The following is a 12,300-nucleotide window of genomic DNA, read 5'->3' as shown; positions in this document are numbered from 1 at the left end:
GGTGCGGTGTGTGCTCGTCACCGGCAAGGGCGGCGCCGGCACGACGACGGTGGCGGCGGCGACCGCGGTCCTCGCCGCCCAGCGGGGGCATCGCACCCTGGTGCTGTCCCTCGACCCGGCCGCCGGCCTCGCCGGCACCCTCGACCATCCGGTCGGCGCCGAGGTCACGGAGCTGGAACCGGGTCTCGCCGGCGCGCAGGTCGACCTGCGCCGCGCGGTGGCCACCCGCTGGCCGGCCGTGCGCGAGGTCCTCGCCGGCAGCTGGCCGTCCATCGACGTCGACCCGGTCGAGCTCGAGGAGCTCGCCTTCCTGCCCGGCGCCATCGAGACGCTGACCCTGCTGGAGCTGCGTGACGTGCTGGCGAGCACCGAACACGACGTCGTCATCGTCGACGGCGGCCCCGTCGCCGGGCTGCTGCGCCTGCTCGCGTTTCCCGAGACGCTGTCGTGGTACTGCCGGCGGCTGCTGCCGCCCGATGGTGCCTTCGCCCGCTGGCTGCGCCCCGGCTTCGGCTGGGCCACCGCGTTCGGCGGCCGCTTCGGGAACCTCGCCGCGCCCGCCTACGACACGGTCTCACGGGTGCACCGCGCCGCCGTCGACCTGCGCGCGATCCTCACCGACCACGCCGCGACCAGCGTCCGCCTGGTCCTGACGCCCGACAGCGGCGCCCTGGCCGCCGCCCGCGGCAGCCTCACCGCCCTCGCGCTGCACGGCTTCACCCTGGACGGCGTCATCGTGAACCGGATCTTCTCGCCGGCCGGCGCCGACGCCTGGCGCGCCGGCTGGGCCGCCGCCCACCGCGAGGCCCTCACCGAGATCACCGCCGCCGTCGCCCCGACCCCCATCCTGCCGGTGGGCTACCGCCCCGGCGAGCCGGTCGGCCTGGAGGAGCTCGCCGCGTTCGGCGCCGCCACCTACGGCGAACTCGACCCCGCCGGCGTGCTCGGTGCCTCCGCGGCCGGTGCGGGCGACCAGCCGCGGGTGGACCGCACCGACGACGGCTTCGCCCTTTCGTTCGGGCTGCCGTTCGTCGACGGATCACAGATTGATCTTGCCCGTCTCGGGGACGATCTGGTGGTGACGATCGGAGCGTTTCGCCGGGCGGTGCCACTGCCCGCGGCTCTGCGCCGCTGCGACGTGAGCGCCGCGAGCATGCGCGGCGACCGTCTGGTCGTCTCCTTCGTCCCCGACCCCGACCGGTGGGTCCGCGCATGAGCACCCCCGGCCCGCTCGCCGTCGAGGCCGCCCTGCTCCTCGACGCCCTGCGCGGCCTGGCCACCGCCGCTGCCGCCGACCCGGCCGCCGCCTCTGCCGCCTCTGCTGCCAACCCGGCCTCCGCTGCCGATCCGGCCGGCGGACCCGATCCGGCGGGCGTCGCCGCCGACCCGGCCGCCGCGGACTCGGCCACGCGGGCGGCTCGGGGGTGCGCGGGCGAGGAGCGGCCGTGCACGTCCTGCCCCCTGTGCCGGCTGATGGCGGCGCTGTCCGCGGACCGCTCCGAGGTGATGCGTCATCTCGTCGCCGCCGGCGAGTCGCTGGTCGCCGCCTTCAGGGCCGCCGTCGAGGCAGCCACCGTCGAGGTACCGCAGGGCCGCGGCCCGAGGCCGCCGGGCGCGCCCGGCCCCCGAACCACTCCAGCGCCCAGACCCCGCGTCCAGAGGATCGATGTCACGTGAGCACCCCCGCTTCAGACGCCCCGCGCAGCCCGCTGCCGCCGGCCACGGCCACCACCGCCGCCGAGTCGCTGGCGTCCGGTGACGACCGGCGGACCCAGGGCCTGACCATCGGCGTCGACGTCGGTGGCACCAAGGTCGCCGCCGGCGTCGTCGACGGTGCCGGCACCGTGCTGCACGCCGTGCGCCGCCCGACCCCCGGGCACTCCGCGCCCGAGGTCGCCGACACGATCGCCGCCGTCGTCGCCGAGCTCACCGCCGACTACGAGGTCTGGGCGGTCGGCATCGGCGCCGCCGGCTGGATCGACGCCGAGCGCTCCCGGGTCGTGTTCGCGCCGAACCTCGCCTGGCGCGACGAGCCGCTGCGCGACGAGGTCGCCGCGCGGGTCGGCCTGCCCGTCGTCGTCGAGAACGACGCCAACGCCATGGCCTGGGCCGAGTACCGCTTCGGCGCCGGTCGCGGGCGGCGCGACCTGGTCTGCCTGACCGTCGGCACCGGCATCGGCGGCGGTCTGATCCTCGGCGGCGAGCTGTACCGCGGCGCGTTCGGCATCGGCGCCGAGGCCGGCCACATGCGGGTCGTGCCGGGCGGTCATCCGTGCGGCTGCGGCAACGAGGGCTGCTGGGAGCAGTACGCCAGCGGTCGGGCGCTGGTCCGCCTCGCCCGCCAGATCGCCGCCGACGACCCGGCGGCGGCCACCGCGATGCTGGAGGCCTCCGGCGGTGACGTCGACGGCCTCACCGGCCCCGATGTCACCGAGGCGGCCCGCAAGGGCGATCCGGCGGCGATCCGCTGCCTGATGGAGGTCGGCCACTGGCTCGGCGAGGGCATGGCGAGCCTCGCCGCCCTGCTCGACCCCGACCGCTACGTCATCGGCGGCGGCGTCTCCGATGCCGGCGACCTGCTGCTCGCCCCCGCCCGGGAGCGGTTCCTCGAGGCCGTCCCCGGCCGCGGCCACCGCCCCGTCGCCGAGGTCGTCATCGCCGAGCTCGGCTCCCAGGCCGGCCTCGTCGGCGCCGCCGACCTCGCCCGCATCTAGTGGGCTGACCACGAACGTTGGCGGGGCGCGGGGCGTCCAGGGCAGCGTCCTGGCACCTTCACAGCGGCCTGTGTCGCGAACAGGTGGACAAAACGGAGGCGACACGCGGAGTTCGCGACACGGCGCCGTCGTCCCCGCCTGCGCTTCCCACCCACGGGAAGTCCGCCCGACATACGCCTATGGCTCCTGCGGGACGGTCCCGCGGGACCGGGCTTCTTCGGGGCTTTGGCGGGAGATGGCGCCGTCCGCCAGCCACGGCTGCCATACCGCGGAAGACGGCGGTCGCCCGACCCGCGACGCGGCCAGGGGTCGGTGGGCGGACCCCTGGCCGGAGGCGGCCGGCGGTCACCTGACGTCGCTCGGGAGGCTGCCCTGGGTCAGGGGGGCGACCCGTGGTCGGAGGCGGCCGACGTCAGAGGATGGCGCCGCTGCCGGGGCGGGCGGGGCGGTAGTCGGGGACGAGTTCGGTGGCGAGTTCCTCGAGGAACAGGCCGGTGTCGGCGACGACGCCGACGGCGTGGGCGCTGGTGCGTTCGGTCAGCGCGTGCACGGTGGCGGGGCTGACGTCGACACAGGCCACGGGGATCGACGCCGGCAGGATGTTGCCGGTCGCCACCGAGTGCTGCGCGGAGGCGACCATCAGGGCGTAGCCGACGCCGCGCAGGGCCCCCCGCATCGCCCGCTGGGCCTCGACGACGTCGGTGTGCACGTCCGGCAGCGGGCCGTCGTCGCGGACGGATCCGGCGAGGACGAACGTCTTGTTCGCCTTCACCATCGCGTGCATGATGCCCTCGGTCAGCAGGCCGGACTCGACGGCGGCGCGGATCGAGCCCTCGCGGCGGATCGCGTTGATCGCGCGGATGTGCTGCTCGCTGCCGCGCTGCACCCGCCCACCGCGCAGCGGGCCGACGCCCAGCGGCGAGCCGTACAGCGCCGCCTCGATGTCGAGGGTGGCCAGCGCGTTGCCGGTGAACAGGACGTCTACGTACCCCGCCTCGACCAGGGCGACGAGGGCGGAGGTGGCGCCGGTGCTGACGACGGTCTGGCCGGCCACCCAGAGCACCTGGGCGCCCTCGGCCTTGACCTCGCGGATCTGGCGGGCGATCGCCCGCACGAGGACCGCCTGCGGCTGGGTGGAGCTCGGCAGCGCGCCGAACGTGTCGCTCTCATGGACCCGGCTGGAGTGGTCGGTCACCGGCAGGACGACCTTCACCCCGTCCACCCCGCAGACGATCTGGTCGCCGGCGCGCACGTCGGTGACCGGGACCGTGCGGACCCGGCCGTGCGAGACGACCAGACCGCAGTCCATCTCCGGGTGTTCCACCGGCACCCACTGACCGTCGAGGTGGACGACGGTCTCCAGGTTGGTCGTGGAGTAGAAGTCGGGCGGGAAGACGCCGTCGCGGTCGGCGGGCTCGCAGCGTGCCGTGCCCGCGTCGACCTTGTTGACGCCGTGTACCTGGATACGCATGAGGATGCGGATGAGCCGGCGTGACGTCTCGGCACCGACGGTGATGACGGCGTGGGACTCGTCGTCGTGGCTGCGTCCCAGGTCGATGTGATCCACTCGGTAGTCGCCGCCGTAGTCCAGGACGTCGTCGAGGACCCTCGCCAGCACCCCGGTGTCCATGAGGTGACCGTGCACCTCGACCTTCTCGTGGTAACGCACGTGCACGACCTCCTGCTGCCTGCTGCCTGCTGCTGTTCGGTGCCGTTGTGGTGCCCGGACGTGGGCGCCGCAGGATCAGCGCGGCGGGATCAGTGGCCCGACCGTCGCGGTCAGATCACCGCGCCGTCGTCAGGGCCGTCGCTGTCCGTCGGGGGTCGGTCGCCCAGGCGGGCGACCAGGGTGCCGACGCCGCCGAGGATGAGCATCACGCCGGTGACGTCCTGCGATCGGGACTGGTTGAGGCCGATCAGGCTCGGCACGACGAGGAACACCATCCCCAGGGCGATCGAACCGAGGGCCCAGCGGGTGACCGGTCGTATCCGGGGCAGCGGGGGAGGCTCCGGTGGGATGTAGTGGTCGTCATCCGGGTCGTCCAGGTCACCGAGGTCGTCGCGCGGATCGCCCGCGCCGGCCGCCGCGCCGAGGTCGATGACGACCACCTCGTCGGCGTCGTCGTCCGGGCGCAGGCCGTGCGGGCCGATCCCGGGGAGCGGGCGCGGCTCGTCGAGGCCGGGGTCGGTGCGGTCGTCCGCCGCGGGCGGTGAACCGGGGCCGAACGGCGGGCCCGGGTCGAACGGCGGGCGCAGGATGATGACCGTCGGGCGGCGGGTGTCACCGACGTCCTCGGCGGCCGGCCAGCGGCGCCCGTCCGGCTCGCTGTCGGCCGGATCGTGTTCGACGGGCTCGTCGAAGCGGGCGACGAGCTCGAAGAACGCCGCGTCGTCGGCCTCCTGCGACCGCGGCGCCGGCTGGGCGTCGGCCGGTCCGGAGCCGGCGGACTGCTTCGGCGCCTCGGGCTGCTCCGCGCCGCCGGGGCCCGGCTGGTCGGCGGGTGGGCGCTCAGGCATCAGCGACGACCGCTTCGGGCAGGAGCGCGCCGGCCGCGTGCTGGCGGACGAACTCGAGGCTGCCCGCGAAGATCTTCTCCTTGTCGTTGTCGAGCGTGGCGACGTGGTAGCTGTCCGGTAGCAGGCGTTCCTCGACCGGCCCCCGCACGCCGGCCAGCAGGATCGCCCCGGAGCCGGGTTCGACGACATGGTCGACGACGCTGCGGTAGGCGAGCACGGGACAGGTGACCCGCGCGAGGTCCGCCCGGGTGAGCGCCCACAGCTGGCGCAGGGAGGCGAACGGCAGCAGCGGCACCCGGCTGTAGCCGACCTCGGGGACGCCCGCGGCCTTCACATCGCCGGCGACGCCGGGCAGGGACGGGACGACCCTGCCGAGCAGGCCGGCCAGTGACGCCAGCCGCCGCTCGGTGGCCAGGCTCGCGTTGACGGTGACCACGCCGGCGAGGTCGGCGGCATACTCCTCGGCCAGCCGCAGCGTCAGCGTGCCGCCCATCGACAGGCCCATCACGAACACCCGCTCGCACTCGTCGCGCAGCCGCAGGAACTCGCCCCGCACGACCGTGTACCAGTCCGGCCAGGTGGTGGGGACCATGTCCTGCCAGCGGGTACCGTGCCCGGGCAGCAGCGGGCAGGACACCGTCAGCCCGGCGGCCGCCAGCGCCTCGCCCCAGGGCCGCATGCTCCCCGGTGAGCCGGTGAAGCCGTGGACCAGCAGGACGCCGACCCGACCGCCCGGGAACGCGAACGGCTCCGCGCCGGGCAGCAGGGCCGTACCGGTGGAATCCGCCATCGCTGTCCGCCCTTCGTGCCCGCGCCCGCACCCCACGTAGCGGCGCGGCGCGGTGAAAAACGCCGGTAAACGCATGCTCGCACGGTCCGCGGGCCAAAGCCACGGTCGTACGTATCCCATCAGTACGCCGACCGACCCGCCGGGACGAGGACGCCCCCGCTGAAATGATATAGGCACTCGATGGTGCGCGCCCGCCCGGCCAGGCTTCGTGTGGCCGCCCGGGCGGGTTCCGGTGGACGGGACGATGACCGGCTCCCTAGGCTCATGACCGGCCTGGGTGCCGCGGCACGCCGACCCCGCGCGCGGTGGGATGCTCGGGTCTGGTGTGATCGGCGTTGGCGGGAGGGCGGCCGGAGGCGGGCGCCCCGGGGTGGGGTCGTCTCACGACGGTGACCAGGCGGGAGCTGTCCTTGTTCTACTGGATGCTCAAGGTGATCCTGACTCCCGTCCTGCGGGTGTTCTGGCGCCCCTGGGTGGAGGGCGCGGAGAACATTCCCGCCGAGGGGGCGGCGATCCTTGCCGGCAACCATCTGTCGTTCCTCGATCACTTCTTCCTTCCGCTGGTCGTCCCGCGGCGGGTGACGTTCCTGGCCAAGAGCGACTACTTCACCGAGGCCGGCGTCAAGGGCTGGTTCAAGCGGATCTTCTTCAGCGGCGCCGGGCAGATCCCGATCGACCGCAGCGGCGGCAAGGCCAGTGAGGGCGCGCTGCGCTCCGGCGTGCGCGTGCTGCGTCAGGGCCGGCTTCTCGGTATCTACCCGGAGGGCACCCGTTCCCCGGACGGTCGCCTGTACCGCGGCAAGATCGGCGTCGCCCGGATGGCGCTGGAGGCCGGCGTGCCGGTCATCCCCGTCGCCATGATCGGAACCTTCGAGGTGCAGCCGCCCGGCCAGCTGATCCCCAAGATCCGCCGGATCGGGATGCGGGTGGGCCGGCCGCTGGACTTCTCCCGCTACGCCGACATGGCCGACGACCGGTTCGTCCTGCGGTCGATCACCGACGAGATCATGTACGAGCTGATGGCGCTGTCGGGCCAGGAGTACGTCGACATGTACGCCAAGCGCGCCAAGGAGGAGCTGGCCGCCGCCCGCGCGACCGCCTCGTCGGCGACGGCGTCCCCGGCGACGCCAACGGGTGCCGACGCGCCCAGCGCCGGCTCCACTCCCGGGTCCGGGGCCGGCGCGGGGCCCGCCGCGACGGCGGATCCGGGTGGGAACGGGGCGGGCACCCGGCCCGCGGCGCCGCGCTCCACGGCCGCCGAGGACTCCGTCGACCGGGCGGTCTGACCCGGCATCCACCGGCACGGCAGGATTGGTCCTGTGCGTGGCGATGGCGCTCCCGGGCCCGAACTCGACGACAGAACAGGGGGCGGCTCCGCCTGCGCCCAACCCCGTCCCCAGGCCGCCAGGCGGCCCGGGGGATGCCGATGGCGCGCCGCGCGGACGGCCGGCGCCCGGGCCCTGCTCGCGGCCGGCGTGGGGGCGGGCGTGCTGGCGGGCGTCGTCGGGTCACCGGTCGCGGCCCTGGCCGCCCCGGCCGCGACCACCGCGCCCGGCGCGGGGCTGACCGCGCCCGCCACCGCCGCGGCGGCGCCCGCGGCCACGGTCGGTCGGTCCGGCTCCTTCCTGACCGACGACCAGCACCGCGCCGTGGTCATCCGCGGGATGTCGGTGCCCGCCGGCGTGACGCCGAGCGCCGCCGTCCTGGACACCTGGATCGGCTACGGCTTCACCGGCGTACGCCTGGCGGTCCCGGTCGCGACCGGCGGCCACTTCCCGGCCGTCGCCGGCTGGCCCGCCCCGGACGCGGGTGCCGGCGACGAGCCCGGACTGGCCCAGGCCGTCGGCCTCACCCGGCTGTTCACCGCGCGCGGCCTGCGGGTGACGCTGCGCCTGGTGCCCGTGGCGTCGGCGCGCACCTCGTCAGGGCTGTCCACCGCCACCCTGACGGCCGGTCTCGCCCGCCTCGCCGCACGGTTCCGGGACGAGCCGGGCCTGCTCGGCTACGAGGCACCCGCCACCCCGGGCACCGGCACCGTTCAGGGCGACGGCGCGGAGCTGCTCGGCGCGGTCGCCGCCCAGGACACCCACCACCTGCTGTGGCGGGAGCGCCCGGCACCGTTCGACGCGGCCGCGCGGGTGGCCGTCAACGACCCGACCGGCTATCTCATCGGCTGGAAGGACGGCACCCCCGCCACGCTCACCGGTCTCGCCGCCGCGGCCGACACCTTCGGCCTGAGCTGGTTCTACGATCCGCCGGGCGCCGCCGGCGGCACGCTGCCCGCCGCGCCGGCGCAGCTCGTCCGGCCGTACCCGGAGGCCATCGCCGGCACTCCCGAGGCGCTGCGCCTCGACGCCGCGGGCGTGCTCACCGTCGTCTACCGCCCGGTGTCCCCGACCGGCACGGCGCTCGCGGCCAGCACCCCGACGGCCATCAGCCTGCCGGCCTGGTCGTATCCGAACGGCTATCAGGTGCGGGTCAGCGGTGCCCGGGTCACCTCGGCGCCTGGCGCGGGGGTGCTGTGCGTGGTGGCCCAGCCCGGGGCGGCGCGGGTCCAGGTACAGGTCTCCCCGGCGGTCGGCGGCGGGTCGCCGGTGACGCCGCCGCATGATGCGGGCGCGGCCGGCTGCGCGGCGTCGGCGCATGGTGCCGCGGTAGGCGCAGGCCCGGGCGGTGATGGTGGCCTCGGTGCCGGCGGTGGTATCCAGGGTCGAGATGACGCCGACGGCGGCGACGACGCGTACTCCGGGCCGTTGCTGTGGCTACTGCCGCTGATCGGTGCCGCGGGGGCGGCGGCGCTGCTCGCCGCGGTGCTGCGTCCCTGGCGCCGCCGCGGCGGCCTGGGTCAGGGCGGTCCGGGACCTGCGGCGGGCCCGGGCGTGCTGACCGCGGGGACCGCCCGGGACCCGTCGGCGGGGCGCGCGGGAGACTGAGCCGGTGGGCACCCGTTTCTTCTACGACACCGAGTTCATCGAGCGGCGCGACGGCGATCATCTCTGGCTCGACCTGGTCAGCATCGGCATCGTCAGCGAGGATGGCGCGCGCCGGTACTACGCCGTGTCCACCGAGTTCGACCCGGCCTTCGCCGTGCCGTGGGTCCAGCGCAACGTCCTCGACCAGCTCCCGTCCCCGGCGGACCCGGCGTGGCGCTCCCGCGCCCGCATCCGCGCCGAGATCACCGAGCTGCTCACCGCGGACGGCACGCCCGAGCTGTGGGCCTGGTACGGCGCCTACGACCACGTTGTGCTCTGCCAGCTGTTCGGCACGATGACCGACCTGCCCGCACAGCTGCCGCGCTTCACGCGCGACCTGCGCCAGCTGTGGGACGACGTCGGCCGCCCGACGCTGCCCCCGCCGCCGGCCAACGCCCACGACGCGCTCGCCGACGCCCTGCACAACCGTGCGCGCTGGGAGGTCCTCGCCCCGCTGCGTGCCTCCGTGCCCCCGCGCCGCTGATCCTTTCCCGCCCCCGGCCGGGGGGCCCTCTCGCCCCGGCCGGGGCGCGCCGCGGACGACGTGAGCCAGGCGGACCAGCGGCGCTGACTGACCTTTGCTGCTCGCCGACGCGGCCGGCCGACGCCGCTGGTCCGCACCACTGTGGACGCTCACTGTCACATTTGCGCCACGCCCGGTGATGATGCAACGCCTCCGTCTGCCCGTCCCGGCCGCTACGCTGCCGCCGGCGGGGGGTCGTGCGCAGGCGACTGGAGGAGGCGGGATGAGGATCGGCGTACTGACCGGTGGCGGGGACTGCCCGGGGCTCAACGCGGTGATCCGGGCCGTCGTCCGCAAGGGCGAGGGCGTCTACGGGCACAGCTTCGTCGGCTTCCGGGACGGCTGGCGCGGCCCGTTGACCGGCGACACGATACGGCTGGACACCGCCGCGGTGCGCGGCATCCTGCCGCGGGGCGGGACGATCCTCGGCTCCAGCCGGACGAACCCGTTCGCCGCCGCCGACGGCGCGGTGCTGGTACGGGAGAACCTGGCCACAGCCGGGGTCGACGCGCTCATCGCGATCGGCGGCGAGGACACCCTCGGGGTGGCCGCCCGGCTGCACGCCGAGGGCGTGCCGGTCGTCGGCGTGCCGAAGACGATCGACAACGACCTGTCCGCGACGGACTACACGTTCGGCTTCGACACCGCGGTCAACATCGCCACCGAGGCGATCGACCGGCTGCACACGACCGCCGAGAGCCACCACCGGGTGCTCATCGTCGAGGTCATGGGCCGCCATGCCGGCTGGATCGCGCTGCACAGCGGCATGGCCGGCGGGGCGAACGTCATCCTCATCCCCGAGAAGCCGTTCGACTTCGACAAGGTCGCCGCGTTCGTCGAGTCCCGCTTCGCCACCCACTACGCGCCGATCATCGTCGTCGCCGAGGGCGCCGTCCCGCTCGCCGGGACCATGGTCACCCGTGAGGACGAGCTGGACGCGTTCGGTCACGTCCGTCTGCAGGGCATCGCCACCGTGCTGGAGACCGAGATCCGCGGGCGCACCGGCCGCGACGCGCGCGCCACCGTGCTCGGTCACCTTCAGCGCGGCGGAACGCCGAGCGCGTTCGACCGCTGGCTCGCGACCCGCTTCGGCCTGCACGCCGTCGACGCCGTCCACGAGGGCGACTTCGGCTGCATGGTCGCCCTGCACGGCACCCGCATCGACCGGGTACCGCTGGCGGAGGCGACCCGTGAGCTCAAGACGGTGCCCGAGGAGCTCTACCGGGAGGCGGAGGTCTTCTTCGGCTGACGTCTTTCTTCGGGTGACGTCGCGCCGGCCCGGCCGCGCGGGCCGTACTCTGGTGTCTCGTGAGCGCATTGGACGTCTGGCGGACCCTCCCGGCCAAGCAGCAGCCCTCCTGGCCCGACCCGGTCGAACTGCAGGCGGCCTATGACCAGCTCGCGGCGCTCCCGCCGCTGGTCACGGCGCCCGAGGTGCGCTCGCTGACCGACCGGCTCGCGATGGTCGCCCGCGGCGAGGCGTTCCTGCTGCAGGGCGGCGACTGCGCCGAGACGTTCGCGGCCAACACCGCCAACAAGATCCGCGACAAGGTGAAGACGCTACTGCAGATGGCGGTCGTGCTCACCTACGGCGCGAGCACCCCGGTGGTGAAGGTCGCGCGCATCGCCGGCCAGTACGCCAAGCCGCGTTCGGCTGACATCGAGGCGAGCACCGGCCTGCCGTCCTACCGGGGTGACGCGGTCAACGACATCGCCGCGACGGCCGCGGCCCGCCGTCCCGACCCGATGCGCATGGTCGCCTCGTACCACCAGAGCGCGGTGGCCCTGAACCTGGTGCGTGCCTTCGCCACCGGCGGTTTCGCCGACCTGTCGAAGGTCCACGAGTGGAACAAGGCGTTCGTGCGCGACTCGGCCGCCGGCCGCCGCTACGAGGCGATGGCCACGGACATCGAGCGCGCGATGGCCTTCATGGCCGCCTGCGGCATCGATCTCGACCGCACCGCGGCGCTGACCGGCGTGGAGCTGTTCACCAGCCACGAGGGTCTGCTACTGGAGTACGAGCGGGCACTGACCCGCGTCGAGGACGCCACCGGCAACCCGTACGACCTGTCCGCACACATGATCTGGATCGGCGAGCGCACCCGCGACCTCGACGGCGCCCACGTCGACCTGCTCTCCCGCGTCGGCAACCCGATCGGCTGCAAGATCGGCCCGAAGGCCAGCCCCGACGAGGTGCTGGAGCTCGCCGAGCGGCTCAATCCGCAGCACATCCCCGGCCGCCTCACCCTGATCTCGCGAATGGGTGTCGGCCGCGTCCGTGACGCGCTGCCGCCGATCATCGAGAAGGTCAACGCCGCCGGCCCGCCGGTCGTCTGGTCCTGCGACCCGATGCACGGCAACACCCGCGACGTCGCCGGCGTGAAGACCCGCCACTTCGACGACGTGCTCGACGAGGTCTCCGGCTTCTTCGAGGTGCACAAGGCGCTGGGCACCCACCCCGGCGGCCTGCACATCGAGCTGACCGGCGAGAACGTCACCGAGTGCCTCGGCGGCGCCGAACTCATCGGCGAGGAGGACCTCGGCGGCCGCTACGAGACGGCCTGTGACCCGCGCCTGAACACCGGCCAGGCGCTGGAGCTCGCGTTCCTCGTCGCCGAGATGCTTCAGCACGCCCGCGGCGAGCGCGCCGCCGCGGCCGCCGCACCCGAGCCCCACCTTCCCGCCCAGCCAGCCTGATCTCCATCCAAGGCCTGTGGTCGGCGGCGCAGGCGACGGGCTGGTGCGCTGGAGTGGCTGTCGTCGCGACGGCAGCTGGGAAGATCA

11 protein-coding genes are annotated in these 12,300 nt (G+C 74.7%); 8 read left to right on the top strand and 3 right to left on the bottom strand.

The features are described from left to right. Position 1: 1 nt before the first annotated feature. The 3 genes from AC6EXY_RS11720 (at position 2) to AC6EXY_RS11710 (ending at position 2,714) form a co-directional block, all read left to right on the top strand. Positions 2 to 1,216: an ArsA family ATPase gene (locus AC6EXY_RS11720; protein ID WP_101830731.1), complete on the top strand. Its 1,215-nt coding sequence runs from the start codon at positions 2 to 4 to the stop codon at positions 1,214 to 1,216. Beyond that, positions 1,213 to 1,677: a hypothetical protein gene (locus AC6EXY_RS11715; RefSeq protein WP_133150589.1), complete on the top strand. Its 465-nt coding sequence runs from the start codon at positions 1,213 to 1,215 to the stop codon at positions 1,675 to 1,677. The genes AC6EXY_RS11720 and AC6EXY_RS11715 overlap by 4 nt, the downstream gene beginning before the upstream one ends. A gap of 68 nt (positions 1,678 to 1,745) precedes the next feature. Further along, positions 1,746 to 2,714: an ROK family glucokinase gene (locus AC6EXY_RS11710; protein ID WP_101830737.1), complete on the top strand. Its 969-nt coding sequence runs from the start codon at positions 1,746 to 1,748 to the stop codon at positions 2,712 to 2,714. A 412-nt stretch (positions 2,715 to 3,126) separates the two neighbouring features. On the opposite strand, the gene AC6EXY_RS11705 is transcribed toward AC6EXY_RS11710, so the two are convergent. The 3 genes from AC6EXY_RS11705 to AC6EXY_RS11695 form a co-directional block, all read right to left on the bottom strand. Continuing rightward, a complete protein-coding gene (locus AC6EXY_RS11705; RefSeq protein WP_101830736.1) occupies positions 3,127 to 4,383 on the bottom strand; it encodes an ornithine cyclodeaminase family domain in 1,257 nt (418 codons plus the stop codon). 110 nt (positions 4,384 to 4,493) lie between these two features. Beyond that, complete coding sequence (locus AC6EXY_RS11700) at positions 4,494 to 5,231, bottom strand: hypothetical protein (RefSeq protein ID WP_101830729.1); 738 nt, start codon at positions 5,229 to 5,231, stop codon at positions 4,494 to 4,496. After that, on the bottom strand, positions 5,224 to 6,021 hold the full coding sequence (locus tag AC6EXY_RS11695) for an alpha/beta hydrolase (RefSeq protein WP_101830728.1): 798 nt from the start codon (positions 6,019 to 6,021) through the stop codon (positions 5,224 to 5,226). Before AC6EXY_RS11695 ends, AC6EXY_RS11700 begins: the two co-directional genes overlap by 8 nt. A gap of 410 nt (positions 6,022 to 6,431) precedes the next feature. Between AC6EXY_RS11695 and AC6EXY_RS11690 the strand changes: the two genes are divergently transcribed. From AC6EXY_RS11690 to AC6EXY_RS11670, 5 genes are all read left to right on the top strand, one after another. Beyond that, on the top strand, positions 6,432 to 7,307 hold the full coding sequence (locus tag AC6EXY_RS11690; RefSeq protein ID WP_101830735.1) for a lysophospholipid acyltransferase family protein: 876 nt from the start codon (positions 6,432 to 6,434) through the stop codon (positions 7,305 to 7,307). A gap of 33 nt (positions 7,308 to 7,340) precedes the next feature. Continuing rightward, positions 7,341 to 8,954, top strand: a complete 1,614-nt coding sequence (locus tag AC6EXY_RS11685; RefSeq protein ID WP_499817629.1) for a hypothetical protein — start codon at positions 7,341 to 7,343, stop codon at positions 8,952 to 8,954. Positions 8,955 to 8,958: 4 nt separating this feature from the next. After that, positions 8,959 to 9,477 (top strand): polyadenylate-specific 3'-exoribonuclease AS, encoded by a 519-nt coding sequence (locus tag AC6EXY_RS11680; protein WP_101830726.1) that lies wholly within the window; start codon positions 8,959 to 8,961, stop codon positions 9,475 to 9,477. A 262-nt stretch (positions 9,478 to 9,739) separates the two neighbouring features. Next, the gene (locus tag AC6EXY_RS11675) at positions 9,740 to 10,765 is read left to right on the top strand and encodes a 6-phosphofructokinase (RefSeq protein WP_499817628.1); all 1,026 of its coding nucleotides are present in this window, start codon (positions 9,740 to 9,742) and stop codon (positions 10,763 to 10,765) included. 59 nt (positions 10,766 to 10,824) lie between these two features. Then, complete coding sequence (locus AC6EXY_RS11670) at positions 10,825 to 12,213, top strand: class II 3-deoxy-7-phosphoheptulonate synthase (protein WP_101830724.1); 1,389 nt, start codon at positions 10,825 to 10,827, stop codon at positions 12,211 to 12,213. The last annotated feature ends 87 nt before the right edge of the window (positions 12,214 to 12,300 follow it).

Source organism: Frankia sp. RB5 (genome assembly GCF_059816245.1).
The sequence above is the reverse complement of the archived record's forward strand: the minus strand, read 5'-3'. Positions and strand labels throughout refer to the sequence as shown.

What these genes read in the sequence shown, in the direction of transcription:
- AC6EXY_RS11715 (WP_133150589.1), top strand. Translation starts at nt 1,213, where the DNA reads ATGAGCACCCCCGGCCCGCTCGCCGTCGAGGCCGCCCTGCTCCTCGAC.
- AC6EXY_RS11700 (WP_101830729.1), bottom strand. Translation starts at nt 5,231, where the DNA reads ATGCCTGAGCGCCCACCCGCCGACCAGCCGGGCCCCGGCGGCGCGGAG.
- AC6EXY_RS11695 (WP_101830728.1), bottom strand. Translation starts at nt 6,021, where the DNA reads ATGGCGGATTCCACCGGTACGGCCCTGCTGCCCGGCGCGGAGCCGTTC.
- AC6EXY_RS11675 (WP_499817628.1), top strand. Translation starts at nt 9,740, where the DNA reads ATGAGGATCGGCGTACTGACCGGTGGCGGGGACTGCCCGGGGCTCAAC.